The following is a 24,906-nucleotide window of genomic DNA, read 5'->3' on the forward strand; positions in this document are numbered from 1 at the left end:
GAAGGTCATAAAACTGTTCGTTCAGGAACATTAGTTTCTTATTCAAGTGTATATCTCGATAATGATACAGTTACAAAAGTTATTTATTCCGGCTTGGCAGATATTGTAAAAGTTAATAAAGTCAAAGAGCAATATCAAGTAAGGCAATTAAATGTTGTTAGTAAAATTGCTGCCAAAAAACTTATTGAAAAATCAGTTAGTTCATTTTCTACAACATGTGAAACGAATATTGAAATCGATATAGATTGGCGACAGTTTGAATCTCAAAAACTAAAAACTAGTCCTGCTAAATTATCGGCTTATATGAATGCATTAGAAAATATTTGTACCATCGACCACGATTATTTGGAGGCTGTACAAGGGATAGAAAAAATTCAGCTTATTCCATCTGTTGTAGCAGATAAGCATCAAGCAAAAATGTCAAACAGTGTGCTGATTATTGAAATTGGTGATGATGTTACTAATTTGCCAGAAACCAGTTATAAACTAATTTACGATATATTTTAATCACTACAAGGAAAGAAAATGAAACATAAAATTTTAGCGGGTATTATTATTACGTTATTTAGTACAGCTTCATATGCATCTATTAAAGACAAAAAGGCTATTAGAGCAGCTGATGCTAGTATTTCAGCAGAGGTTGATAAAGTTAAAGCGGCTTGTGGTAATGCTTCACTAGATGTAAAAGTCGATTGGGAAGATTATAAAAAAATGATCGCCGCGAATAAAGATAAATTAGCTAAAGATAATTATCAAAGCCAGTGGGTTATTGCTCATTCAGGCCAAAGAACTGTTGCAACACTTGAGGCTCTTTCTGCAATTTGTAAAGATGATGTGGATTATAAAGAAGAGATTGCTAAGTTAACTAAAATAAATGTTACAGCTAAAGATGACTTTTCAGACTCTGCAAGTGAGTTCTCATTAGCAGATAACGCTTTAACTGTTGAGACTGGACATAAAATGTCTCGTAATGCTTCTGATTTTGCTAAGAAAATTAAAGCACTTTATTAATTTATAAATTACAGTAATGATTTATGTTAATGTTACACATAGATCATTACTAACCTTATTTTTACCTGTTTAAACACTATAAAACCTCATTGCTTACATTGCCTTATTCTGTTCTAAAAGAGACAATAAACCCACTGTTTTATGCCTTCCCAGTGTATCGTTTTTGATAAATCATTTACGTTATAGTTAACTGCAGAGCACCTAATTTCTTCTCTATTTCTTGGATAATCGGCTTCATTAAACAAAACTCCTTCATACGCTTGTTGTGTTATCTCAAGCAATTGAGCGTCTTCTATTTGCGACAGTAGCTCTTTATGGTTCGCTTTCACTGCAAGTAAGTAATTGGCTTCTTTACTAACTATTTTTTCTGCAATTGGTTTTTGACATCCATTGTATCAATCGTTACTAAGCACTTTTTATCTCTAGTAATACAAGGCGTTTCGGTAACGATGTTATTTCATTCTATTTTTATCAACAGGGGGTTTTGCCAAAATGACGCTACTTTCTCATGCAAATGCGCTAACTATATAAAGCACATCACATCTATCTGATTGATTACTGTTAATTTAAAATCGAAAAATTCTTATGTTTTAGCGCTTATAATTTGTTGCTCTGTGTATTTAGCTGCAAATTGTATGAGGTTTTAGATTAATCATTTACTAATAGCACTGCACCACTTTGGGTATCGCCTAAGTAATCGTCTTTATTGTAAATCGGGCACTTTGTCATTGACAGGCAACCGCAGCCGATGCAGCCGTCGACTCTGTCGCGTAGGCGCTGCATAAAAGCAATACGTTCATCAAGTTGTGCTTGCCAGTTTTTTGATAATGTTGACCAATCTTCTTTAGTGGGGGTACGTTTATCAGGTAAAGTGGCGAGGGTTTGTTTGATTTCTTCAAGAGTAATGCCCATTGCTTGCGCTGCTTTGATGACCGCCACACGGCGCAGTACATCAGGCTTATAACGGCGTTGGTTGCCGTTGTTCCGCCAGCTGCGGATCAAGCCTTTGGTTTCGTAAAAGTGTAGTGCGGAGACTTTTACGCCGCTGCGTTTAGCTACAAAGCCCACAGTTAAATTAGCTTCAACAAGTTTTTTTTGTTGATCGGTCATAGTTTTCTTCTTTTTTATTAAAAATCAATTTTTAAGGTTGACCTCAATCTTACTTGAGGTTTTATGCTCTTTGCAACCATAAAAAAGGAGAAATAAAATGCAAGAAAAATCAATGCATAACACCGCTATTATTTATTCAAGTGGCCGTAAAAACGGTAATACTACGGCGCAAGTTAATGCCTATAGTAAGCAACAAAGCGGCATTGTTTTTTGCTTAGATGATTATGTTATTTCACCTTATCGCTACGATAAGCAGTATCACAATGATGATTTTTATAATTTGTTTGAAGTGTTACTTCGCTACGAACATTGGGTGTTCGCATCGCCTGTGTACTGGTATAACACCACGCCACAAATGAAAGCATTTATGGATAGGATCACAGATTACATGGATGACGAGGCGTTAAAACCGAAGCTTAGAACTTTACGTCAAAAACAGTTTTCACTATTGTCTAATGCCTCATCTCCCTCTGCGCCAGACGCCTTTATAGACATGTTTAAACAAACCTTTAATTATTTAGGAATGACTTTTAAAGCTCATTCACATGTACAGGCTGGTTAAATACGGGTAGGCTAAACAAAAAAGGATGATTTATGAAAACTTCACTTTTAGGCTTTGGCCTTCTTGCAACTAGCTTAACAACGATCGCTGCTGAGCCAACTCCTGTTATCAATGACTTTGGTTATTTTTACAATGTACCAGCTCAAGTATCAGACTTAAGCCAAGCGCAGTTTAAAATTGCCTTTGATGTAGGAGATGGCGCTGAAAAAGGCGCGCAAAATAATCATATTAATTCGTTAGCGCGCTTTATCAATATGCATGTTGCCCATGGGGTAAAGCCGGAAAACATCCAGCTAGCTCTCGTTGTACACGGTAGCGCGAGTGTTGATGTGCTGGAAAACAGCGTTTATAAAAGCCGCTTTGATGTTGATAATAAAAACCAGTCTTTGATCACCCAGCTACTTGCTAATAACACGGTTGTGTATGTGTGCGGGCAGTCGGCAATGCATATGAAGGTAGCAGCAGAGCAGCTTATCCCAGGGGTGAAAATGGCGCTTTCTGCAATGACCGCTCATGCGCAGTTACAGCAACAAGGCTACACGCTGAATCCATTTTAAAATGAATATTTTGTGTTTTGGCGACTCTAATACCTTTGGTATTTCTCCTGTTGATGGGAAACGGCTGAGCGAAACTGAACGCTGGCCTACTTTATTAAAGCAGCTGTTGGGCACAGGCTTTGAAGTGATTGAAGCCGGGGAGCCTAATCGTACTTTAGTCAATAATCCCCCGTTTATGGGCGACAAATCGGGCATTAAGTATTTAAAACCGTATTTGGAAGCACATACTGTTGATGTTGTTATTATTCAACTCGGTACTAATGATTTAAAAGCGCGCTTTGACTTAACACCAGAGCAAATTTCGCTGGGCTTAAATCAGTTACTGCTTGAGATAGATAACTTTTATAGTAATACCACTTTACCAAAACGTATTATTATTAGCCCGCCTAAAGTTTATGAAGTTAATCAATATCAACGTATTTATGCTGGTGCTGAAATTAAATCACAACAGTTAGCACAACACTTTGCTGACGTTACAAAATTGCATCGATGTAATTTTTTAGATGCTTATTCGCAAGTAAATCCATGTTCTGATGAAGGGATTCACTTAGCACCAGCTACACATAGCTTACTTGCTGAGCACTTAGTTAGCTTATTGACACAATGAGAAGGTTTTGCTCATCAACTATAGAGAGTATATCGTGATTATTAAACAACCCGCTTTGTATTTTAATATTACTTAAAGCCGCGTATAATGCGCGGCTTATTTTTAGTGTCTGTATGGTGTTTTTTGAAGTCGATATTCAAACAATATGGTGTGGTATTTATCTTGTTAAGCTTATTAACGGGCTTAATAGGCGCATTTGTTAATCCACTAATGAGTTTGTTTATTGTTGAAGGCTTACAAAGTCCACCTATATATTTGGGTGTGTACACTACAGGTGTCACTTTGATGGGCATTCTTTTTAGCCAATGGTTAGGTGGATTGGCCGATAAGGGCGTGAGCGCTAAAAAGATGTTTATGATTGCGGTCTCTGGCATGGGGATGGCGTTAATCATATTCGCTAACGCAACGTCTTTTTGGCAGGTATTTGCTGCCGGAGTACTCTTGCTTTCAATGGGCAATGCCGCGATACCGCAAGTTATGACTATTGCTCGCCAGTGGGCTGATGAGCAAGATCATATTGATATCACCCAGTTTAATACTCGCCTTAGAGCGGCAATTTCATTTGCATGGGTCGCAGGCCCGCCGCTTGGCTATTTACTTGCATCAGGAGTTGCCTTTAGTCGCTCATTTTATACCGCAGCTACGTTTGCGTTGTTGGCATTAATTTTTGCAATGAAGTTTTTGCCCAGTGTTAATGCTAACGACAGAGCTAAGAAAGCTGAGCCAAATCAGCCGATCAATCAATCATTTTGGGCCTTAGGGGCTGCTATAACCTTTGGTTCAATTGGCAATATTATGTACGCCAGTGCCTTACCGCTTTATACAATAAATGAACTGGGCTTTGCTAATAATATACCTGGAATATTTATGGGCATGGTGGCATTAATCGAGATCCCTGTGATGTTGTATAGCGCAAAGCTCAGTAAACGCATCACTAAAACAGGCTTGTTAGGTTTTGCTTTTAGTTGCGCTATTTTGTTCTATATTGGCGTATTTTTTGCCGATCAAGTATGGCAATTCTTTGTACTGCAAGGTGTAAATGCTATTTTTTATGGGATCTTTGCGGGTATCGGCCTGACTATTTTACAAGAGCAGCTACCATCACGAATTGGTTTTACCTCTGCTTTTTATGGCAATGCCATTAAAGTAGGGGTCATGCTTGGCACTGCCAGTACCGGTTTAATTGCACAGTGGTTTAGTTTTCGTTTTGCCACGCTAGGCTCGCTTATTGCGGCAAGCATTGCTATGACTTTTTTAATAATATTTAGTTATTTAAAGCGCCAAGAGAGCGAGTCGCAAGAGCAGCTTTTTGTTCAAAACGTGATTTAAAAAAGCCGCAGTGTATTAACCACCACGGCTTTGGGTATTGATCCAGAGAGATGAGGGTTAGAATTCGTAGCTTACGCTTAAGCGTGTTGTACGAGGCATAATGTAACGGCCATTGGGGGCGTCAGCATTACGTGGGTCGCCTTCGGTAATACCTTGCTCGTTGGTTAAGTTATCAATTGCTAATTGCAGTTTGATCCCTTCCATTGGCTCAAGGATAAAACCTAAGTCAACTTTTTCGTAGCCATCAAGTGTCACGGTGTTTTCATTATTACCAAAGCGGTCATCCACTGCTGACAAAGTACCATAGAGTGTGGCGTACATGCCGTCTACTTCAAAGTCATAGCTTGGTGTTACACGTACTTGCCATTTAGGTTGGCGCTGTGCTTCTTTGCCTTTATTTTTTGGACTTTTCGTGATTTCTGTTTGTTGTAATGTAGTATTTAAATTAACAGAAAAGCCAGATTCATGATTAAAGTTGTAATCAAGTTCAACACCATACGCTTCGTTGGTTAAGATTTCAGCGGGCACGTCTGGGCGACTTACAAAGGTATCGCCTTTGACTTCGTTGGTAAATAAAGTGGCAAAAAAGTCAGTGCTTTGAGTGATCAGTTTATAGCCAAGTTCAGCTTGAGTGACTTCTTTAATGAGTTTCTCGCCGTCTTGGTGGTATGCGACGTAGTTATCTCTAAAATCATCGAAGTATGGCATTTTATAACCACGGTTAACACGAGCAAATACGCCCATGTCATCATTAATTGAATAGTTTAAACCGGTTGTCCATGAGGTTTTACTCTCATCGTAATCAACGGTTTTATTGATAATACCGTCAAGGCCTTCATCAACACTGTACTGTACATCATGGCTTTCATAACGTAGTCCACCGTCAAGAGTGAGATCTTGGCTTAGCTTGTACTGTGCCGTGGTATAAAAAGCATTAGTGCGTGCATCACCTGATGAATTAATGTCGTAGTTAAAGTCACAGCCTTCGGCGCTTTCATTACAAGTAATATCATTGAGCATTTCACCACCCGCTTCAAGAACATGATAGGCCGTATTGCCTAAGCTCCACCAGTCGTTGGCAGAGGTGCTTGCAGTGTAATAGCCGACAGCAACAGATAGGTCTTCAAATTGCTTTGAAAATGCTAAATCATTAGTAAATGAACTAATTTCTTTGAGTACCACCCAACGACCCACTTGTTGTACGGGTGTATCACTGTCATAAGCTGTGCCTGTCGCGGCGCCTGTTGCAGACTGACCATTATCAGCCACTTCACCTAGTGTTGTTGCGGAGCCTGCGGGCACTAAACCAAGTGTATTAGCATCGCCTTTGGTGATATTAAAGCGGTCTGAAAAACTCCAGCGATTGTCAAATTCAAGTTTAATACTACCGCCAGATACATGGCCATTCCAACCGCGGCCATCGCCAATATCAACTTGGTGCGCGTCATTATTTGGCCCGGTATAAATGGTCGCTTGGCGGTTTAGTGTGCCAAGTTGGGTATATTCAGCATCAATGCCATTAACATTGAGTGGTGTTGGTAAGTACCATGCGCCATGATCGTCTGTTTGGCGAGTGTAGAAATTCATTTCACCGTTTTCGAGTTCTTTGGTGATATTAACCGTAAACTGGCTGCCTTTCTCAGAGGTAAAGCCTGCATCACGAATACCTGGTGAGCTTTTTACATAGCCGCCTACCATAAAATATAGGTCGTCGCTGATTTCGCCACTTAAAACAGCATCAACACGTTGCAAATCGTAATCAGAGGTGGTGTATTTAAATAAGCCTTGAGTATCTTCGCTGCCACGCTTTAAACGAAAGTTGGTTGTTAAGCCCGGTTGGCCGTTAGAAACCACTGGGTTTGGACCACCACGTAATGCTTCCATGGTTTCAATGGTTTCGTCGATTCTAAATAATGATGAGTTTTCTAAAAACGATAATGTTGGTGCTGGGTAAATAGGAGAACCTTCAAGGCTTAGGGTTAAAAATGGCGCATCACCACCACCAGGAAAACCACGAACAAATACATTAGCGCCAGATTCACCACCCGAGCTTTCAACCCACACACCGGGAACTGCTTTAAATAAGTCCGCAGTACTTTTTGGTGATAGTTTAATTATTTGCTCAGCATCAATATTTGTCACAGCATAGCTGGCATCAATTTTACGAACGCCCATACCTGCAGGTGTACCAGAAACCACAATGCGTTCAACTTTTTTATCTGTGGTTGTTTGCGCGCTTGTTGCTGGTTGATCTGCAAGCACGGTTTGACTGGATAGCGCTAAAATAATAGCGCAAGCAAGTTTGCTTGGTGTGTGTGTTGTTGTCATGTTGGTATTCCCATTTTTTGTTCGTTATTTAAAAAACTATAAATAACAAAGCACTAACTAATTTAATGAAATGTTAATGCTGTGTTCTTTTAAACCTTAGAACTTTATGCAAACGTTTGCAATTATTTTTTTAACTTTCTGTATTATTTTTATACACGGTTATGTTTATGACTAAATTTAGGCCTTGGCGCAGCCTAATTTTAATAATGATGGTATATTGCAACTTCACGATTTAAGGAAGGCTTCGTACTTAGCAATGAATAACAAACAACTAAAGTTAGCGGATCTAGCCAAGCTTGCTGGAGTATCAACCTCGACTGTTTCTCGTGCGTTAAATGATAACCCATTGATAAAAAAAGAAACTAGAGATAAATTAAAGCAGTTAGCAAAGCAACATAACTTCAGTTTAAATACGGCTGCGAGCCGCCTTCGCTCACAAAAAACCAATGTTGTAGCAGTGATCATAAATTTCGACAGTGGCACTGAGCAATCAATTAACGACCCTTTTTTGCTTAAGGTAGTCGGAGAGATAAACCTCGCGTTGAATAAACAAGGGCTAGAACTTCTACTCTCAAACTCATTTATGGCCGGTGATGACTGGGCTAATTACTTTATCAATAGCCGTCGGGCTGATGGCATTATTGTGGTTGGGCAAGGCAAAGATCCGGCAAACATTGAAGCCGCCGCTAATGCAGGCGTGCCCTTAGTTGTTTGGGGTGACCCAAAAACTCCCAGTAATTATCCCATTGTAGGCAGTGATAACTTTGTTGGGGGTCGTCTTGCTACTGAACACTTATTAGCAGGTGGCGCTAAAAATATTGTATTTTTGGGAGACCCAGGACATGCTGAAATTGGCGAACGTTACCGTGGCTATTTAGCGGCTCTAAATACGGCTAACGCTATAGCACACGTAGTGTCTATCGATATTACTAGTAGCGCAGCATACCACGGGATCAACCAATTACTAGTCGCGAAAGGTTTATGTTTCGACGGCATTATGGCGTGCAGCGATATGGTGGCACTAGGCGCTATGAAAGCGTTAAAAGAGCGCTATATCAGTATTCCTAACGATGTTACGTTAGTTGGTTTTGATGATATTGCCATGGCAGATGTGAGTCACCCATCACTTTCGAGCATTAAACAAAACACTCAGCGAGCCTCAGTATTACTGGTTGAAAAATTATTAGCGCAGTTACAAGGCCAGTCAGCTGAATCGCAAGTTGTTGAAATAGAATTAATTAATCGTCAATCTAGCAAAGGATAAACTGTAGGGTGAGTTAACTCAATTTAGAAATAAAATGCAAACGTTTGCATTTTATTTTGCGCTACACTATGCTAAAAGAAATCAACATCAGGTTAACGTGTATGAACCCAATAAGAATAACCATAGCGTTGGCGTGTAGCTATTTCGTGTTCGCTATTTTACTCAATAGTGTTGGCACCGTAATTTTACAAGCCATCAATAGTTTTGACATAACAAAAACGCAAGCTTCTGTTTTAGAAGGCTATAAAGACCTTACCATAGCAATAGTTTCTTTTATTGTTGCATCATTTATTCCACGACTTGGCTATAAACTGGCCATGCTTGTAGCGTTGGGGTTGGTTGCCTTAATGTGCTTGTTAATGCCCTCAATTGCACAGTTTTATGCGTTCAAAGTATTGTTTGCTGTGATCGGTTGCAGTTTCGCGATTATGAAAGTATCCGTTTACTCGGTTATTGGCCAAGTCACTGATAACGCCAATCAGCACTCAGCATTGCTTAACACCATTGAAGGTATTTTTATGCTTGGGGTGTTATCTGGCTATTGGGTGTTCTCATGGTTTATTGATAGTAGTAATGCGCAAAATACAGCATGGTTGAACGTGTATTATTTGCTGGCTTTGTTAGCGGGTATGGCTTTTATTACAGTGCTTATAGCGCCAATAAAAGCACCTCAAAAAGCAACATTACGTACCAGTCAATTAGCTGCTTTTATTGACATGCTAACACTCACTTATAAACCTCTAGTGGTTATATTTATTATCAGTGCATTTTTATATGTGTTGATTGAGCAAGGGGTAGGGACTTGGTTACCTACTTTTAATAATCAAGTACTTAAGCTGCCAGTTGATATTAGTATTCAATTGGCCAGTGTGTTTGCCGCAGCACTGGCGCTAGGTAGACTAGTGGCGGGGCAGATATTACGCGTTATTGGCTGGTATAGTTTGTTGTTAAGTTGCTTGGTTGCTATGGCCGTGCTGGTGCTACTAGTTTTACCGCTGACTCATGAAATTGATGGCAGCCAAGTAACGAGTGTATTTGATGTGCCTTTTGCAGCATACATGCTGCCGCTCATTGGCTTTTTTATGGCTCCTCTTTACCCATTACTTAACTCTGTGATGCTCAGTGCGTTAGCCGCTCACCAGCAGGCAGCTATGACCGGACTTATCGTGGTTTTTTCAGCATTAGGCGGCACCACTGGTTCAGTAATTACCGGCTTCATCTTTGATAAATTTAGTGGCCAACATGCCTTTTATCTTACCTTGATCCCAATTAGCTTGTTGTTGATCAGTGTAACTTTATTTAAAAAAATGACAGTAAACTTAGGCGCAGTGCCAGAAAAAGGAACGATATGAACTTTGTAAATAGCCAATTATTTTTAGATGTGCAACTGGCGGCTATATTTAGTGACAGTAAAACTTTTGCTGATGCGATTGCTAATGATAGTTGGCAGTTAGCATGCGACCTTTACTTACGCGTTAAACCACTTACTACACCACAGTTAACAGAATTTGTAGCACAGCATTTTACGTTTGAATCAACACAGCTCCCAACTCAGCAAAGCAGCAGCGATAGTGTGCAAAGCTATATTGCTAATTTATGGCCGTATTTGCATCGCAATGCAGACACAGCTAAAGCCAGCTCTTTATTACCACTTAAACACAGCTACATAGTACCGGGTGGGCGCTTTCAAGAAATATATTATTGGGATAGTTATTTTACTGCGTTAGGTTTGCAAGATATTGGCGATATAGACAGTATCGAAGCCATGCTTGCTAATTTTATTGATCTGCAAAATCGTAATGGTTGTATTCCCAATGGCAACCGCAGTTACTATAGTTCTCGCTCGCAGCCTCCTATTCTAGCGCTGATGGTTGATTTAATTTGGCAAGCAAAATACTGTAAAAATAGTGACTTTGCATGGTTAACTGATTGCGTTGTTGCCCTTGAGCAAGAATATACATTTTGGATGCAGGGGGCAGAGCTACTGAGTGAGCAAATATCAAGCCATAAGCGTGTAGTAAAAATGGCAAATGGTGCATTACTTAACCGTTATTGGGATGATCAAGCAACACCACGGCCAGAATCACTGCGTGAAGATTTGCATGATGCCTCATTACTTCCTGAACAGCAAAGAGCTAATTACTATAGAAATATTAGAGCTGCGTGCGAGTCTGGTTGGGATTTTAGTAGTCGCTGGCTGGGTAATAATAAGCTTACCAGTATTCAAACCACAGATATCATTCCTGTGGACCTCAATAGTTTACTTTATTACCTTGAAAAACAGCTGGGTCATTATTTTGCGGTATTAAACAATACAAATAAGCAACAGTATTTTGAGCAACAAGCAGCTCAAAGACGTGCGGCAATTAATCAGTATTTATTCAGTACTGATATGGGGTTTTTTGTTGATTTTAATTATCAAAGCCAGCAACAATCTACAGTGCTGTCGCTTGCCGCCACCGTCCCATTATTTGTCAATTGTGCCAGCGAAGAGCAGGCGGTGTTGGTTAAAAATAAGCTTATGAGTGACTTTTTAAAACCAGGCGGATTAGTAACAACCCTCAATGAGACTTCCCAGCAATGGGATAGCCCTAATGGTTGGGCACCACTGCAGTGGTTTGCTGTACACGGATTTCACCAGTATGGCTTTGTTGCAGATGCAAACATCATAATGAGCAATTGGTTACAGATGATAGAAAACAGTTTTAAAACCGACCACTGTCTACTCGAAAAATACAATGTTTATGAGCCTGAAAATAGAGCTGGAGGTGGCGAGTACAAAGTGCAGCAAGGCTTTGGTTGGACCAATGGAGTTACTTCTCGATTTTATCATTTAATAAAGTAACAAGTTAGTAACAAAGGGTTGATTTAAATAGATTTTATAATTAAAAGGGTTGACTTTTAAACTGCTTGGCAGTCAAGTATCTAGACGTCTAGAATTTTTATTCTCTTTATAAATCAATAGATTTGAGTGAAATAGGTTGAACATTGGAGTTGTTTTAGGTATTGTGAACGAAATGTTTCAAGGACGAGATGCAATGATTCAACCAACCTCCGTATTTATCAAAACCGTATTTAAAATGCCAGTTCGTTCACAGTGTTATCCATACTTAATTAAAACGCTAGATGCATTTTTTAGTAAAGTAAAAATGGACGACAGTCTCCCCCATAATGACAACCGTAATGAGTTTGATCTTTTCTTAATTGATAGCAGCGGCTGCAATTGGCAAAATTTAATACCAGCAGACTTATTAGCCTTAGCCAAAGTGAAACCTGTAATTGTGTTTAATGCGCATTCTGACGCTATTTGTGAAAAAAACTTATTACTTAATAACTTTAAGGGAGTTTTTTATAACAATGATCTTCCTGAAGACGTATTTACCGGATTAATGCGGATCATTAATGATGAACTCTGGTTCAGTCGCAAGATTATTTCTTCTACATTTAATGAAGTGCTCGCCATGGTAAGTCGTTTTGAGCCACATTCTAACTACGATGCTGATAGTGAACATGAAGCACTAGCAAATCTAACCAAACGTGAAAAGTCAGTGATCCATTTACTCGCACAAGGGGCGAATAATCATAGTATCGCAGAGCGGTTAAATATCAGTGATCACACCGTAAAAACACACCTTTATAGCGCATTTAAAAAAACCAATTCACGAAATCGTATTGAGTTATCTAATTGGGCACAGCGCTATATGGCGGTACGGTTGCCGTTGCATGACTAACAGATCAACCATTATATACGCCCAATTATAATCAGTAGGCTGGACCATTAGTAACTGCATATTTTGTGATATTGTTTCAGGTAAAGCACCTTATCATCCTGTTTGGGAAGATGATGAGCCTTGGCACTTTTGACTCTGCGCTAGAGGGAGTGGGGCGAACAGGTATGTTTTTGAAATTTATCATCTCACGATTGTGAAAGAGCCGACGACAGTGAGTTTGCAGCTTTAGCCAAACAGATCTCAGAGCACGTATAACCTTTGTTTTATATAGCACTCAATCGGTAATTACCATTGAGATTATTTTCCCAACTTAGTTATTGGGCTGAGCTTTTAGGCTATTTAATAGTACTAAGCTTAGGCCAATAATTGGCAAGTTTGTAGTCACGGGGTTAAATGCTTCAACTAAAAGTTGTGGTTGTAGCGCAGCAACAAAGAATAGTAACCCAACTAATGCAATGATATTTAAAACAATGATTATTTTAGATTGATAATATATAAATAGCAGTATAGCGAAGGCGACCTCGCCCACCCCCGCCGATTTAGTGACTAAATAAGACATCGATTCTGAAAAGCCAAGGCTTGCAGTTATTAGTTTTTCAAGCGGGGCAATATGCACAAGTTTTGGAAATATGCCGTGGTATAACCAGCTAAAACTAATGATATATCGGGCAATTTGGACTGATGACATACAGCTTCCTTTTCAAGCAAGATTAATTTTAGAGATTAGCATGTGGCCTTAGTAAATGAATTAACTATTTACCAAAGCAATCATGTTAAGTGTTTAATTAACTACGCTTTGTTGCCCATATGCCTTTATCTATGCCTTTGATGACTAGATCACTGAGGGCTTTTTCAATTGCTTGGGTTACGCAAATGCTCATCGGTTCGTTATCACTAAAACCCGCTTCGGCTTCGGCTAAACGTTTATAACTAACATAACGGAAAAACCCTGCGCGCATTTCTTGGCTGAGCACTTTTTTGCTGGTGGCTACGGACAATAATACTTGCCCAGTACGCACGTCTACGGCACGTAAGTAAATCGAGATTGCATCTTCGCGGTAGAGTTCTGACGCGCCGATGCCAAAATATTCCATGCCAAAACCACCGGTTTTTACATTGGTGTCGTAGCTAATTATACCGCCTTCTAAAATGATTTTAGCGGTGGTCAGTGGTGGTAATTCAACAGCATCTGGCTGTTCGGCTTGGGCGGCACGAATAATTTTTCTTTCAGTCAGAATATTTTGCAAACCTTCACGTTCAACCGGAATAAACCAATCAGATTCGTGCAGCGCTTGTATTAAGATGGAATTAGCCCCTTGAGTGACGGCGGTTGAAAATGAACTAACATTGCCTTGCGGTTTATATTGCCCCGTTTGATCACGAAAAGAATATACCGATACGGCGATACTGCCAGCAGGTGTTGGTAACTGTTGAAGTGCTTTAAAGGTTTCAGTGGGGGTTAAACTTGCGGCCAACTGTTGCGAAGGTGGGATCAAATTGCCCATGCTACTGCATGCGGATAATGCCAGGGTAAGTACTGCAATAAATAGCGCTTTCATTTAGCTAAACCTCGGTACTTCAATGACCACGACACTGTTGTCAGTGGTGTTGGTTATTCGTACTGTAATTGAATCTACGGTACTGGTGATCACTTGAATTTCGTAATCACCACTTAAAAAAATTGAATCTTGGTTAAAAATACTTTCATCTATATCTTCACCAAAGGCAATATCAGTGATCTCTCTTACCATGCGGTTTAAGTAGGTACGTTCTAGAGAATCTTGAAATTTCTCAGCGTAGCTTTGTTCAATTATTGGTGCTTTATGTTTATTTTGCGCTTGCGCTTTATTTAATAGCATACTGGCATTGAGTGGACTACCTCCGAAACTTGGATTAATGGGGGTATACACAAGCTCTGTTGCAGATACAGATAAGGGGAGTAATATCATTATAATTGTTGTTATATATTTTCTTGAGTAGGGGGCCATTTTACCATCCATTTTTTGCCATATCGGGCGAAGCTTTATGTAAATTAGAGCGCGCCATCGCATCCATAACACTGTATAAAGCGTGTTTTACACGCTCATCAATAGGCTCCAAGCGACGCCCTAAATAGGTTACATATACAATTTGATTATTCATTACTAAGGTCAGTTTTGTGCCAGCCCGAGGAAGTACGGTCTCTTTTATTTCTATATTAAAACCAGCGGTTGAGGGTAGGTCGCGCCAAAGGTTTGAAAATTCAAAATAAAACTGGTGACCAAAGCGACTAATGCTGCGATCGAGCACTAGGCCATCTATTTCTAATTCGTCAGCGCCTTGAGATAAGTGGCTAAAGGTAGTTAAAAAAAGCAGGCTTAGCGCGGTAATAAGCGTTCTAACTAATGTCATGTTTAATATGGGGGGACGTGCCCCCCAATATCCTTATTCTTGGCTCACAGTTGCTGTGTTGTAATCGCCCACTTGGGTGATCACGACTGAAGTGTTAGAAGCGGTAATAGCACCTTCAACTAAGTTGCCATTGCCTACTTGTGTGACTGTGAAGTTGATGTTGTCACCACCAACGATAAATGCACCCGTATCGATACCTGCTACCATATTCATATCGCCTTGCTGCGAAATATCAATAGAATGGTTGCTGCCTTCCATAACTAAATCAATCGCATTCAGATCGCCACTTTGGCTAAAATCAACGCTATTGTTATTACTATTTAGCACACTTGCAAAGGTTAATGTTGCTTCATTTGTGCTGCCTAATTGACTGATATTAATGTCATTATCGTTTGAAGTAAGCGATGTGTCAGGGTACGAAGATTGAATTAAAGCGGTATTCATGTCACCGGCTTGAGCTAAATCAACGTCGTTGCCTTGACCATTAAAATTAGCGATGTGAGCGCTGTTTTCGTTACCAATTTGAACGCTTGAGAATTCATTGTCAGCGCCAATTGTGCCCAAGTAGGTCTCGTTCATTGAGCCATTTTGCATAACAGTGAGTTCATTGTTATCACCTAATACATCAGCCCCAACTTGATTATTATCTTGTTGTTGATCAACCGAAACTTGATTGTCATTACCGGCAAATAACTCAGATGTGAAGGTATTGGTATTACCTTCTTGGTCGATTGATAGGGTGTTTTCGTTTCCTTCAACACTTGCAAAAGTCGCAGTATTTGAATCACCCGCTTGTTCGATGTCTAAGCTGTTTTCATCGCCGCGAACAGAAGCAACCGTAACGCCGTTGAAATTACCTTCTTGTGCTATTACTACTTCATTCGTATTACCAACGAGTTCAGTAAGTGTAAAAGCGTTAAACAAGCCGTTTTGAGTAACTTCAATGGTGTTTTCGTCACCACTAATAGTTGCCAGCGTTGCTTCATTTAAAAGGCCTGCTTGAGATGCGCTAATTTTGTTGCTATTACCTTGCAAATCCAAATTATAAAACCAATGGCCGCCATCTTGCTGAGTAACTGCAATGTCGTTAGCATCACCTTGAACTACGTTAATCGCTTCGTTATTAATACCAAAAAAGCCCGTGCCAAACTGCGCAACATTGACTGAGTTATCATCGCCTGTTATGTCTGATAGAGCGCCATTAACTTCACCATCTTGGCTGTGACTTAGGGTGTTGTTATCGCCTATTACGTACGTTAAAGACAAGTTTTGAATTTGTTTTTGATCAACATTAATGCTGTTGTTATCGCCTAAACTTGTTACGTTTGCTTCAAGGCCATCACCTTGTTGCGTGACCATTACATCGTTACCCATACCTTGCAATGATGTTTGTTCAATAGTGAGGACATTGCCTACCGCAGTAGTTGACACTTGACTTGCTAATACAGAGGTTGATTGGTTTTTATCGTCGATATTTGCGTGTGCAACAAAGCTTGAACTTAATGCAACTGCGATTGCACATGTCAATAAAGATTTATTTAACTTCATGATTTTTCCTTAACTTATAATTATTAGAGCAGTCATTAATGGGTTGTGGATACCTTAATGTTCTGCATAGTTTGTTCGGCATGCCTTGCCGATTTAAGTTTTGTGATATCAAGAGCAAAAAGCTCACTCATACAAAAGTGAGTGAAGAATTATATTGATATGCAGTGTTGTGTTTTATGCAATTAATGCTTTTTTACTTACGCACTGCTACCAATTGACGGTTAACTTTATTGTGTAAACGTAATATTCGAAATCATCTCTTTTTATGATTTTTAATCTACTTTCTTTTCAATTGCTTACTTGTTTTCCACCGTAATCAGCTTGGAATGTTGAATAATCTGGTAATAAAAGATGAGGCGAGTAAGGCATCTACTGAGCGCTAATTACTCATAAAAACGATTGTGTTGTTAATAAATTGACCGTTAAAAACAGTGTTAAAGACTGGTTTTTTAGTAATTTATTGAATTTTTCTTGTCTGGTTTAGGTTTTCTCTGTCATTTATGGTGCTTGCCAGTGATATTTCAAAAGTAGTGAAGTTAGCGAAACTTAGTAACAAAGCTAAGTTAATATTTCTAACTATGGATACAAAATATGAAAACTAAATTATCTATTTTAAGCTTGGCTATTTTGCCATGTTTAGCTGCAGCACAAGTAACAACCATTGCTGCAGATCCTTCAGCACGAGCTTCTCAAGACTCATTGCTCGTTATGTATAAAAAAGGCACTTCTGTGGCAATGCGTAGTCAAGCCCGCAGTTTAGTAAAAGCTAAAGTAAGTGATTTAAATAAAGATGGTGTTGATGACAACTATTCGTCGATTTTATCTGGTCGTCTAGCTAAGTTTGAAGTAACTGGCATGAGCACCAAGCAAGCAATTAAATTACTGCAAACACATGCAGCGGTAGAATATGTTGAGCCAGATTATCGCGTGAATATTGCTACGGCTCCCAATGACCCTGATTTTTCAAAGTTGTGGGGATTACACAATGAAGGCCAATCTGGTGGGACGGCCGATGCGGATATAGATGCACTCGAAGCATGGTCAATTACAACAGGTGGTAAAGATGTCGTTGTGGGCGTTATCGATACTGGTGTAGATCACAGTCATAGTGATTTAACGGCAAATATGTGGATAAACCCGAATGAAATCGCAGGCGATGGCATCGATAATGATGGTAATGGCTACATTGATGACGTGCATGGTATTAATGCCATTACAAATGTTGGCGACCCAATGGATGACCAAGGTCACGGTACGCATGTCTCAGGGACAATCGGCGCTGCAGGTAATAACAATAATGGTGTTGTGGGTGTTAATCATGAAGCGGCGATTGTTGGTTGTAAGTTCTTAGATGCATCAGGCAGTGGCTCTACATCCGACGCTATTAAGTGTATTGACTATATGGTGAGTCTGAAAAATGCGGGTGTAAATGTTCGCGTACTAAATAATAGTTGGGGCGGTGGTGGCTTTAGCCAAGCGCTTGCTGATGCGATAACCGCCAGCGAACAAGCTGACATTTTATTTGTTGCCGCTGCAGGTAATGACGCCGTTGATAATGATCAAAATCCACATTATCCATCCAATTATGAGCATGAAAGCGTGTTGTCAGTGGCCAGCACTGATCGTAACGATAATATGTCAGACTTTTCACAGTGGGGTTTAACCAGTGTTGATTTAGCCGCACCAGGGAGCGCTATTTTATCAACCGTACCGGGTAATGGTTATGCCACTTACTCTGGTACATCAATGGCCACACCGCATGTTGCGGGTGTCGCTGCTTTGGTACTATCACTCAATCCTGACTTATCAACAAGTGAGCTTAAACAGCTGCTTATGGATAGTGGCGATGATAATGCACAACTGGCAGGGAAGACCGTATCGGGCAAACGCTTAAACGCTAATCAAGCTCTTGAGCAGGCAGACCCTACACCAAGCTTTAAACTATCTGTTACACCAACAGCTCAGCAGATCACTGCCGGTGAAACGGCAACATATACATTTGAAATTGGCTCAATTGCCCAGTGGCAAGGGGTTGTAGATCTTGAATTAATTGGCGATTTAGCTGGTGCTAGTTTATCAGCAAACACTGCAACGCCTGGTGATGTGGTGATACTTAGTGTGCCAACTCAAGAGTCAACACAATGGGGGCGCTATGACTTTAGCGTAAATGCATCTTCTGGCGAGTTGGCTAAGCAGAAGTCAGTAAGCTTATTAGTTGATCCTGTTGGCTTAAATGATTTTACCTATACGAATGATACCGCAGTAGCAATCCCCGATAACAATGTTGACGGTGTTGATTCTGTGATCACCGTAAATGATCCACTGACTGTTTTTGCAACTCAAGCGAGTATTGATATTTCACATACTTACATTGGTGATTTAATCGTTACGTTAACTTCGCCTAGCGGAACAAGCTCTACATTACATAGTCAATCAGGCGGTAGCGCAGATGATATAGTTCAAAGCTACTCTTTAGCTGATTTTAATGGTGAAGTGGCAACGGGTGATTGGGTATTACATATTGAAGATACCTATGCAGCAGATACAGGTACGCTGAATAATTGGTCACTTACATTTAGTGCCATTGGTGAAGTCAGCCCGCAGCCACCAGAGGCCGGTTTTGAGTTTGATGCACAAGGTCTTTCTGTGAGCTTTACAGACAGCAGCCGTGATGCAAATGATGATATCACGCAGTGGAGCTGGGACTTTGGTGATGGTGCAACGTCAACCGATGCAAGCCCCGCTCATACCTATGCACAAGCAGGTAATTATGACGTTAGTCTTACGGTTACTGATAGCGAAGGCAATACTGATACAACAACGCAAACCGTGGTTGTGAGTGATGTTGAGATAGAGTTGAGTTTGGTACGTGCCAATAAAACACGCCTTAATACTATGCGTGTTGATCTTAGCTGGGAACAAGTGGGTGCTCAGTCACTTAATGTATATCGTAATGGTGAGCTTGTAGGAACAACGACTGATAACGGCCGTCACCGTGACTTCTTACGTAATGCAACTTTGCCAGCCTATGATTACCAAGTTTGTGTTACAGCAGATGTATGTTCAAATATCGTAACAGTGACATTTGAATAAGTGCACTTAACATTTAAATAATTCCCCGTGAAGTCCCAAGCCTTGCTGTTCCCCTGCAAGGCTTTTTTATTGCCTACTATATTGTTCCTGATAGTTAAACTCGGCACTTCAAACATCTAATAATATTATCAGATAGTCGTATTGTGGATTTTAACAGGCTCTGCTAACGTTCAACGATTACCCATAGTTTGAAATTCGGGGCGACTGACAACGCGCTCTATAATACAAATACAAAAAGAGAAACGTGCTTATGATCATCTTTTTTATCTGCCTGACTATTTTAATATTAGGTTACAAGTTCTACAGTCCCTTTGTAGAAAAACAAGCTGGTATGGACGCCACCATTGATACACCACAAAAACGCTTTAGCGAAGGTGTTGACTATGTTGCAATTCATCCTGTTCGTGCGTTTTTAATTCAGTTTTTAAATATTGCAGGGGTAGGCCCAATATTTGGCCCTATTCTAGGTGCTCTATATGGACCAATTGCTTTGGTCTGGATCGTACTCGGTAATGTATTAGGTGGAGCTGTACACGACTTTTACTCAGGTGTTATGAGTATCAAAGAGGATGGCAAAAGCTTACCAGAAATTGCAGGTAAATATTATAACGTTGTATTTAAAGGCTTTATGTTAATATTTACGGCGATGTTACTGTTTTTTGTCGGCGTGGTATTCATAATGAGCCCCGCTGGATTATTAAGTAACTTAGACGTATTTAAAGATACTATATTTGCCAATAATACCTTTTGGGTTTTGGCAATTTTGGCCTATTATTTTTTAGCTACTTTACTGCCAATTGATAAAATCATTACTAAATTTTACCCTGTTTTTGGTTTATTAATGATTGTGATGACAGTTGCAATTGCTGTATCACTGTTAATTAATGCGCCGCATTTACCAGTAGCAGGTGATTTTTTAGCGTATTTTGAAGCTGATCATGCCCACGACTTTTTAACTCCAAATCCAGATGGATTACCTACTTGGCCATTATTGTTTATTACCATAACCTGTGGTGCGATTAGTGGTTTTCACTCTACGCAAGCACCAATTATTGCACGTTGCCTAACTAACGAAAAATACGTTCGTCCAGTTTATTACGGCGCAATGATGTGTGAAGGTATTGTTGGTTGTGTATGGGCACTGGCTGGTATTGCTGCGTTCCCAGAAGGCTATGCAGGTTTAAAAGCAATGCTTGATTTAGGCGGCCCAGGTTTAGTGGTTAATCATATAGCAAACAGTTATTTAGGTGTGTTTGGTGGAATTATGGCGATTATTGCAGTAGCAGTATTCCCAATTACCTCAGGTGATACGGCGTTTCGTTCACTGCGCTTAACCGTGGTTGATGCGTTTAATATTCCGCAAAGTTTGCGTAATCGTTTATTGCTTGCGGTGCCAATTTTAGCAATCGCATACTTTATGACAAAACTCGATTTCTCTGTTATTTGGCGCTACTTCGCATTTTCAAACATGCTGCTTTCTACGAGTGTGTTATGGCTTGCGACTAAGTACTTATTTGACCGTGGAACATTCCATTGGATTGCGAGTATTCCTGCAGTAATAGCTACAGCCGTTACGTTATCGTACATCATGACCGCTGCAATTGGCCTTAACTTATCAAGTGATATGGGCAAACCAATTGGTGTTGTGGTTGCTGTGGTAGGATTTATTGCACTAGCTATAGTACATTCAAAACATAAAGTGCGTGTAAATTAATACACTGCAGTGTATTAATGACGTAACAAGCGAGCTGTAAAGCTCGCTTTTTTTTATAGTTCTAAAGTGACGTAATGCCTGTTAGAAAATGGCTTGTTCAAAGTAACTAATATCGTCAAGGGTGTTACTGATCATCATCGCGCCCTCTAATAAACTCACTGTTTTAATCGCGGCACGTTCAGGATTAAGCTCTCCATTTATTTTATGTGCTTGAGTTAACCAGGCTAAGTTTTTAATGAAAAAGCGTTTTACTTCATCGCGCACTTTATCAGGAAGACTGTCACTTTGTGCGCCAAGTAAGCCACATAAACACATCTTTTTATCTATAACTAACGCGTTTGTAAATAATTGCGTGTAAATATCAATAGGGTTTTTACCGTTTGCTTTGTGTGCCTCCGGTTCGCCAAGCACAGCGATAAAGGCATCCGTATATTGATGCGCGAGTTCAGCACCTAAATCAGCTTTGGTTGGAAAATGATAATGCACACTCGCACTTTTAATACCAATTTCATTCGCCAACTCTCTAAAGCTAAAATTGCTATAGCCACCAAGTCTAACCTTATTTTCTGCTGCTTTTAACAGGGCTGCTTTTTTTGTCATTTTAAAACTTCCTTCATATCGCTGCAAAAAATTATCAACCAGTAGGTAGTTATTTTCAAGCTCTTTTATTTTTAGTTTGCAAAGATCGAGATCTTAATATAAGTTACCTATCAGTAGGTAGGTGGGCTTGATCTTACCAATATTAGTTCAAACTGTGGTTAAAAATATAAAGAGATAATTATGAAAATTTATGACGTAGAAAACTTTCCTAATCCATTACGTGTACGTATTGCTCTTGCTGAAAAAATGCGACTGACAAAGTTGAATTTGTTGCTGTTGATTTATTAAATGGTGAGCATCGTACTGAAGCCTTTTTAGCTAAAAACCCCTTAGCAGGCGTGCCTGTTTTAGAGCTAGATGACGGGACATATATAGCGGAATGCACCGCGATTACTGAATATATTGATACCACTTTTGCTGGCCCTTCATTAACGGGTATTGAGGCAAAAGAACGCGCGGTGATTAATATGATGCAAAAGCGTGCGGAGTCAATGGTCCTTGATGCGGTAGCCAGTTACTTTCATCATGCAACGGATGGTTTAGGCCCAGCACTTGAAACCTATCAAAATGTTGCTTGGGGAGCAAAGCAAGGTGAAAAAGCGCACCAAGGTTTTGTTTATTTTAATACAGTGTTAGCCAATTCTGCTTATGTTGCCGGTGAGCAATTTACTGTTGCAGATATTACTTTGTACGCCGGTCTGGTGTTTGCAGGCTTTGCACAAATTGTTATTCCAAGTGAGCTATCACATTTAATTGCATGGCAACAAAAGGTCGCGCAGCGTCCAAGTATTGCTAAATAGATTTATAATTTGGAGGCAAATATGAAAATTGCAGCAGACTTTAGCAAACGTGTTGTCGTGCACAGTGAATCACTCGAGTGGATAGCGTCACCGATGGCGGGTGTTGATAGGCGTCCACTTGATAGAGTAGGCGATGAGGTTGCACGCGCAACCAGCATTGTACGTTATGCGCCAAATAGCCATTTTTCTGCCCATACACATACCGGCGGTGAAGAATTTATTGTGCTTGAAGGTGTTTTTCAAGATGAACATGGTGATTTCCCCAAGGGTTCTTATATTCGTAATCCGCCCGAATCAAAGCATACTCCAGGCTCCGAAAGCGGCTGCGTTATATTTGTAAAATTATGGCAGTTTCAGCCAGAGGACAGAGAGCATGTACGTTTACAAACTAATACCATGCAAGGTGTTCCTCACGCTGAGTTTAGTGATGTAAATGTAGCTCCTCTTTATAAAGACGCCTTTGAAGAGGTGAGTTTAATGCATTTTAAAGCGAACGCCGAGATAGCGATAAATGCACCCGGTGGGGCTGAGCTTTTAGTACTTGAAGGTTCACTTGAAGAGCAGGGCGATACACTTGTAAAAAACAGTTGGTTAAGAGTTCCCATAAACAGCATGGTTAATGCTAAAGCAGGCAGTGAAGGCGCAAAAGTTTGGCTTAAAACAGGTCATTTAACGGATGCAGATAAGCAAATTCATCGCTTGGAAAACCCTTAAAGCTTATATAAAAAGTGAGCAAATGCTCACTTTTTACTTTTCCAGCTGTATTTTGATTTGCTTCATAATTTATTAATCTAACTTAACGTATTCTCAAACCTTAACGTATAAATGAGACTAAGTTATGACACATTTAAACCATGGTTTATCTATTGATATTGAAGGCGCAGGCCGTGAGTTTTTCTTAACCTTAAAAGCGGTTGGCAAGCTTACTCACGAAGATTATAAAACCATCCCCCCGATGATTGATTCAGCCTTATCGCAAGTAAAACAGCCAATAATAAATGTACTCATTGATAGTATCGAGTTTCAGGGCGGTGGCTTTAGAGCCGCATGGGATGATTTAAAGTTAGGTATAAAACACAATAAAGAGCTGAAAAAAGTTGCTATTTATGGCAATAAAAAATGGCAGTCCAATATTGCTAAAATAGGAAACCGCGTTGTATCAGGTGAAATGGCCTATTTTGAAAATGCGACAGCTGCAATTGAGTGGCTAGAAGAGTAGGGTATTTATAAAATACTGTAAATACCAAGCGCTGTTATTGTTTCATGCCAGTCAATACTAATTAACTGGCATTAACATGGGCTTTAATCTTTTAAACTACATCAACTAACATTGGTAATGCGGGAAATGCTCCCTTGGCTAAACAGGCTTTTGAACCACAGCGAAGGCCGAAATTTAAAGCGCGTTTTACTATTTGCTGATTGTTGAGTTTATCCGTGAGCAATATATTTTCATCATTATGATTTAAATAATACAAAACCCCGGCAATAAACGCATCGCCCGCACTGGTGGTATCAACCGCCGTAATAATTGGTGCAGCTTCAGTAAATGCAAATGCGTTATGGTAAACGGTTGCAGGCGCGGGACCATCGGTTAAAAACACTAAGCTAACATCCGTATCTAGAATCGATTGCAAGTAATCATCAGGTGTTTGCTGTGTTTGCTCAGCTAAAAAATTTAGCTCATCCCGCGATAGCTTAACTATATCGCAATAGGCGTAACACGCGTGTACATTTTGCTCAATGTCATTGCTATTTTGCCACAAGCTATAGCGTAAATTCACATCAAAGCTGACTAGCTTATGGTTCTTTTTAGCCAGCTTTAAAGCATTGATCGTGGTGCGCGCAATGGCTAAATTAGTTAACGTGTTGGAACAAAAGTGTAGGGTACTCAATTCATCCCATTTGATATGGTTTAAATGCTCACTCGTTAACAGTAAATCGGCGGTATTGTGGCGATAAAAATTAAAGCTGCGTTCACCGGTTTCATCCAAACTGACAATAACCACGGCCGTTTGAGAGTCTTTAATTGTAAATAAGTACTCTGTACTTACCTTATATTGCGCAAGCGATTTACTTAATTGTTTAGCAAAATAGTCATCGCCCATACCGCCACAAAAAGCCGCTTTGCCGCCCAGTTTGGCATAACCTACCGCTACATTGGCAGGAGCGCCGCCAGCAATGGGCAAATAAGCACTGTTTTGAGAATCTTGCGGCAGCATATCAATAAGCAGCTCGCCAAGGCTAAGTAATTTGGTCATATT

Annotated in this window: 23 protein-coding genes and 2 pseudogenes; 15 read left to right on the forward strand and 10 right to left on the reverse strand. The window is 39.9% G+C overall.

What is annotated here, in order from left to right; all coding sequences use genetic code 11:
* Positions 1 to 507: hypothetical protein (locus tag H5158_RS03720; protein WP_182739477.1), on the forward strand; the 507-nt coding region annotated here is incomplete at its 5' end.
* Between the two features lie 18 nt (positions 508 to 525).
* On the forward strand, positions 526 to 1,011 hold the full coding sequence (locus tag H5158_RS03725; RefSeq protein WP_182717643.1) for a hypothetical protein: 486 nt from the start codon (positions 526 to 528) through the stop codon (positions 1,009 to 1,011).
* A gap of 313 nt (positions 1,012 to 1,324) precedes the next feature.
* Here H5158_RS03725 and H5158_RS23730 read toward each other — a convergent pair.
* Positions 1,325 to 1,473, reverse strand: a pseudogene (locus H5158_RS23730) (ISAs1 family transposase); the annotation flags it as partial.
* Positions 1,474 to 1,659: 186 nt separating this feature from the next.
* Positions 1,660 to 2,121 (reverse strand): redox-sensitive transcriptional activator SoxR, encoded by a 462-nt coding sequence (soxR, locus tag H5158_RS03730; RefSeq protein WP_182717642.1) that lies wholly within the window; start codon positions 2,119 to 2,121, stop codon positions 1,660 to 1,662.
* A gap of 97 nt (positions 2,122 to 2,218) precedes the next feature.
* Between soxR and H5158_RS03735 the strand changes: the two genes are divergently transcribed.
* From H5158_RS03735 to H5158_RS03750, 4 genes are all read left to right on the forward strand, one after another.
* Positions 2,219 to 2,683: a flavodoxin family protein gene (locus tag H5158_RS03735; protein WP_182717641.1), complete on the forward strand. Its 465-nt coding sequence runs from the start codon at positions 2,219 to 2,221 to the stop codon at positions 2,681 to 2,683.
* Positions 2,684 to 2,715: 32 nt separating this feature from the next.
* On the forward strand, positions 2,716 to 3,240 hold the full coding sequence (locus H5158_RS03740; RefSeq protein WP_182717640.1) for a DsrE family protein: 525 nt from the start codon (positions 2,716 to 2,718) through the stop codon (positions 3,238 to 3,240).
* A gap of 1 nt (position 3,241) precedes the next feature.
* Positions 3,242 to 3,847, forward strand: a complete 606-nt coding sequence (locus tag H5158_RS03745; protein ID WP_182717639.1) for a GDSL-type esterase/lipase family protein — start codon at positions 3,242 to 3,244, stop codon at positions 3,845 to 3,847.
* A 123-nt stretch (positions 3,848 to 3,970) separates the two neighbouring features.
* Positions 3,971 to 5,176 carry a sugar efflux transporter gene (locus tag H5158_RS03750; RefSeq protein WP_220491224.1) on the forward strand — a complete coding sequence of 402 codons (1,206 nt, stop codon included), beginning with the start codon at positions 3,971 to 3,973 and terminating at the stop codon, positions 5,174 to 5,176.
* Between the two features lie 57 nt (positions 5,177 to 5,233).
* Here H5158_RS03750 and H5158_RS03755 read toward each other — a convergent pair whose 3' ends face one another.
* Positions 5,234 to 7,504, reverse strand: a complete 2,271-nt coding sequence (locus tag H5158_RS03755; RefSeq protein ID WP_182739478.1) for a TonB-dependent receptor — start codon at positions 7,502 to 7,504, stop codon at positions 5,234 to 5,236.
* A gap of 256 nt (positions 7,505 to 7,760) precedes the next feature.
* On the opposite strand from H5158_RS03755, the gene H5158_RS03760 reads away from it, so the two are divergent.
* The 4 genes from H5158_RS03760 to H5158_RS03775 all read left to right on the forward strand — a co-directional run bounded on the left by H5158_RS03760 (position 7,761) and on the right by H5158_RS03775 (position 12,499).
* The gene (locus H5158_RS03760) at positions 7,761 to 8,768 is read left to right on the forward strand and encodes a LacI family DNA-binding transcriptional regulator (RefSeq protein WP_182717638.1); all 1,008 of its coding nucleotides are present in this window, start codon (positions 7,761 to 7,763) and stop codon (positions 8,766 to 8,768) included.
* 101 nt (positions 8,769 to 8,869) lie between these two features.
* Positions 8,870 to 10,120 (forward strand): sugar MFS transporter, encoded by a 1,251-nt coding sequence (locus tag H5158_RS03765; RefSeq protein ID WP_182717637.1) that lies wholly within the window; start codon positions 8,870 to 8,872, stop codon positions 10,118 to 10,120.
* On the forward strand, positions 10,117 to 11,613 hold the full coding sequence (locus H5158_RS03770; protein ID WP_182717636.1) for a trehalase family glycosidase: 1,497 nt from the start codon (positions 10,117 to 10,119) through the stop codon (positions 11,611 to 11,613). Before H5158_RS03765 ends, H5158_RS03770 begins: the two co-directional genes overlap by 4 nt.
* Positions 11,614 to 11,806: 193 nt before the next feature.
* On the forward strand, positions 11,807 to 12,499 hold the full coding sequence (locus H5158_RS03775; protein WP_182717650.1) for a response regulator transcription factor: 693 nt from the start codon (positions 11,807 to 11,809) through the stop codon (positions 12,497 to 12,499).
* Positions 12,500 to 12,809: 310 nt separating this feature from the next.
* Here H5158_RS03775 and H5158_RS03780 read toward each other — a convergent pair whose 3' ends face one another.
* The 5 genes from H5158_RS03780 to H5158_RS03800 all read right to left on the reverse strand — a co-directional run bounded on the left by H5158_RS03780 (position 12,810) and on the right by H5158_RS03800 (position 16,438).
* A complete protein-coding gene (locus H5158_RS03780) occupies positions 12,810 to 13,187 on the reverse strand; it encodes a DoxX-like family protein (protein ID WP_182717635.1) in 378 nt (125 codons plus the stop codon).
* A 97-nt stretch (positions 13,188 to 13,284) separates the two neighbouring features.
* Entirely contained in the window at positions 13,285 to 14,058 is a 774-nt protein-coding gene (locus H5158_RS03785; protein ID WP_182739479.1) for a CsgG/HfaB family protein, read from the reverse strand.
* Positions 14,059 to 14,499, reverse strand: a complete 441-nt coding sequence (locus H5158_RS03790; RefSeq protein ID WP_149981821.1) for a curli assembly protein CsgF — start codon at positions 14,497 to 14,499, stop codon at positions 14,059 to 14,061.
* The gene (locus H5158_RS03795; RefSeq protein ID WP_182739480.1) at positions 14,489 to 14,890 is read right to left on the reverse strand and encodes a curli production assembly/transport protein CsgE; all 402 of its coding nucleotides are present in this window, start codon (positions 14,888 to 14,890) and stop codon (positions 14,489 to 14,491) included. Before H5158_RS03795 ends, H5158_RS03790 begins: the two co-directional genes overlap by 11 nt.
* Before the next feature lie 33 nt (positions 14,891 to 14,923).
* Complete coding sequence (locus tag H5158_RS03800; protein WP_182739481.1) at positions 14,924 to 16,438, reverse strand: curlin; 1,515 nt, start codon at positions 16,436 to 16,438, stop codon at positions 14,924 to 14,926.
* A 591-nt stretch (positions 16,439 to 17,029) separates the two neighbouring features.
* Here H5158_RS03800 and H5158_RS03805 point away from each other — a divergent pair.
* Together H5158_RS03805 and H5158_RS03810 are read left to right on the forward strand one after the other, a co-directional pair.
* Positions 17,030 to 19,531 (forward strand): S8 family serine peptidase, encoded by a 2,502-nt coding sequence (locus H5158_RS03805; protein ID WP_182739482.1) that lies wholly within the window; start codon positions 17,030 to 17,032, stop codon positions 19,529 to 19,531.
* Positions 19,532 to 19,781: 250 nt separating this feature from the next.
* Positions 19,782 to 21,245 (forward strand): carbon starvation protein A, encoded by a 1,464-nt coding sequence (locus tag H5158_RS03810; protein ID WP_149981813.1) that lies wholly within the window; start codon positions 19,782 to 19,784, stop codon positions 21,243 to 21,245.
* 81 nt (positions 21,246 to 21,326) lie between these two features.
* Here the strand turns inward: H5158_RS03810 and H5158_RS03815 are convergent, their stop codons facing one another.
* Complete coding sequence (locus tag H5158_RS03815; RefSeq protein ID WP_182717632.1) at positions 21,327 to 21,845, reverse strand: TetR/AcrR family transcriptional regulator; 519 nt, start codon at positions 21,843 to 21,845, stop codon at positions 21,327 to 21,329.
* A 180-nt stretch (positions 21,846 to 22,025) separates the two neighbouring features.
* Here H5158_RS03815 and H5158_RS03820 point away from each other — a divergent pair.
* The 3 genes and pseudogenes from H5158_RS03820 to H5158_RS03830 all read left to right on the forward strand — a co-directional run bounded on the left by H5158_RS03820 (position 22,026) and on the right by H5158_RS03830 (position 23,864).
* Positions 22,026 to 22,645 (forward strand): annotated as a pseudogene (locus H5158_RS03820) (glutathione S-transferase family protein).
* Positions 22,646 to 22,666: 21 nt separating this feature from the next.
* Complete coding sequence (locus H5158_RS03825) at positions 22,667 to 23,359, forward strand: cupin domain-containing protein (RefSeq protein ID WP_182717630.1); 693 nt, start codon at positions 22,667 to 22,669, stop codon at positions 23,357 to 23,359.
* 124 nt (positions 23,360 to 23,483) lie between these two features.
* Complete coding sequence (locus tag H5158_RS03830; protein ID WP_182739483.1) at positions 23,484 to 23,864, forward strand: STAS/SEC14 domain-containing protein; 381 nt, start codon at positions 23,484 to 23,486, stop codon at positions 23,862 to 23,864.
* 91 nt (positions 23,865 to 23,955) lie between these two features.
* Here H5158_RS03830 and H5158_RS03835 read toward each other — a convergent pair whose 3' ends face one another.
* Positions 23,956 to 24,903, reverse strand: a complete 948-nt coding sequence (locus tag H5158_RS03835; protein ID WP_182717628.1) for a carbohydrate kinase — start codon at positions 24,901 to 24,903, stop codon at positions 23,956 to 23,958.
* Positions 24,904 to 24,906 lie beyond the last annotated feature (3 nt).

The sequence above is a fragment of the Pseudoalteromonas sp. SR45-6 genome, from assembly GCF_014163545.1.
In the GTDB taxonomy this organism is placed as follows: domain Bacteria; phylum Pseudomonadota; class Gammaproteobacteria; order Enterobacterales; family Alteromonadaceae; genus Pseudoalteromonas; species Pseudoalteromonas rhizosphaerae.

What these genes read in the sequence shown, in the direction of transcription:
- H5158_RS03725 (WP_182717643.1), top strand. Translation starts at nt 526, where the DNA reads ATGAAACATAAAATTTTAGCGGGTATTATTATTACGTTATTTAGTACA.
- soxR (WP_182717642.1), bottom strand. Translation starts at nt 2,121, where the DNA reads ATGACCGATCAACAAAAAAAACTTGTTGAAGCTAATTTAACTGTGGGC.
- H5158_RS03735 (WP_182717641.1), top strand. Translation starts at nt 2,219, where the DNA reads ATGCAAGAAAAATCAATGCATAACACCGCTATTATTTATTCAAGTGGC.
- H5158_RS03740 (WP_182717640.1), top strand. Translation starts at nt 2,716, where the DNA reads ATGAAAACTTCACTTTTAGGCTTTGGCCTTCTTGCAACTAGCTTAACA.
- H5158_RS03745 (WP_182717639.1), top strand. Translation starts at nt 3,242, where the DNA reads ATGAATATTTTGTGTTTTGGCGACTCTAATACCTTTGGTATTTCTCCT.
- H5158_RS03755 (WP_182739478.1), bottom strand. Translation starts at nt 7,504, where the DNA reads ATGACAACAACACACACACCAAGCAAACTTGCTTGCGCTATTATTTTA.
- H5158_RS03760 (WP_182717638.1), top strand. Translation starts at nt 7,761, where the DNA reads ATGAATAACAAACAACTAAAGTTAGCGGATCTAGCCAAGCTTGCTGGA.
- H5158_RS03765 (WP_182717637.1), top strand. Translation starts at nt 8,870, where the DNA reads ATGAACCCAATAAGAATAACCATAGCGTTGGCGTGTAGCTATTTCGTG.
- H5158_RS03770 (WP_182717636.1), top strand. Translation starts at nt 10,117, where the DNA reads ATGAACTTTGTAAATAGCCAATTATTTTTAGATGTGCAACTGGCGGCT.
- H5158_RS03775 (WP_182717650.1), top strand. Translation starts at nt 11,807, where the DNA reads ATGATTCAACCAACCTCCGTATTTATCAAAACCGTATTTAAAATGCCA.
- H5158_RS03780 (WP_182717635.1), bottom strand. Translation starts at nt 13,187, where the DNA reads ATGTCATCAGTCCAAATTGCCCGATATATCATTAGTTTTAGCTGGTTA.
- H5158_RS03785 (WP_182739479.1), bottom strand. Translation starts at nt 14,058, where the DNA reads ATGAAAGCGCTATTTATTGCAGTACTTACCCTGGCATTATCCGCATGC.
- H5158_RS03790 (WP_149981821.1), bottom strand. Translation starts at nt 14,499, where the DNA reads ATGGATGGTAAAATGGCCCCCTACTCAAGAAAATATATAACAACAATT.
- H5158_RS03795 (WP_182739480.1), bottom strand. Translation starts at nt 14,890, where the DNA reads ATGACATTAGTTAGAACGCTTATTACCGCGCTAAGCCTGCTTTTTTTA.
- H5158_RS03800 (WP_182739481.1), bottom strand. Translation starts at nt 16,438, where the DNA reads ATGAAGTTAAATAAATCTTTATTGACATGTGCAATCGCAGTTGCATTA.
- H5158_RS03805 (WP_182739482.1), top strand. Translation starts at nt 17,030, where the DNA reads ATGAAAACTAAATTATCTATTTTAAGCTTGGCTATTTTGCCATGTTTA.
- H5158_RS03810 (WP_149981813.1), top strand. Translation starts at nt 19,782, where the DNA reads ATGATCATCTTTTTTATCTGCCTGACTATTTTAATATTAGGTTACAAG.
- H5158_RS03815 (WP_182717632.1), bottom strand. Translation starts at nt 21,845, where the DNA reads ATGACAAAAAAAGCAGCCCTGTTAAAAGCAGCAGAAAATAAGGTTAGA.
- H5158_RS03825 (WP_182717630.1), top strand. Translation starts at nt 22,667, where the DNA reads ATGAAAATTGCAGCAGACTTTAGCAAACGTGTTGTCGTGCACAGTGAA.
- H5158_RS03830 (WP_182739483.1), top strand. Translation starts at nt 23,484, where the DNA reads ATGACACATTTAAACCATGGTTTATCTATTGATATTGAAGGCGCAGGC.
- H5158_RS03835 (WP_182717628.1), bottom strand. Translation starts at nt 24,903, where the DNA reads ATGACCAAATTACTTAGCCTTGGCGAGCTGCTTATTGATATGCTGCCG.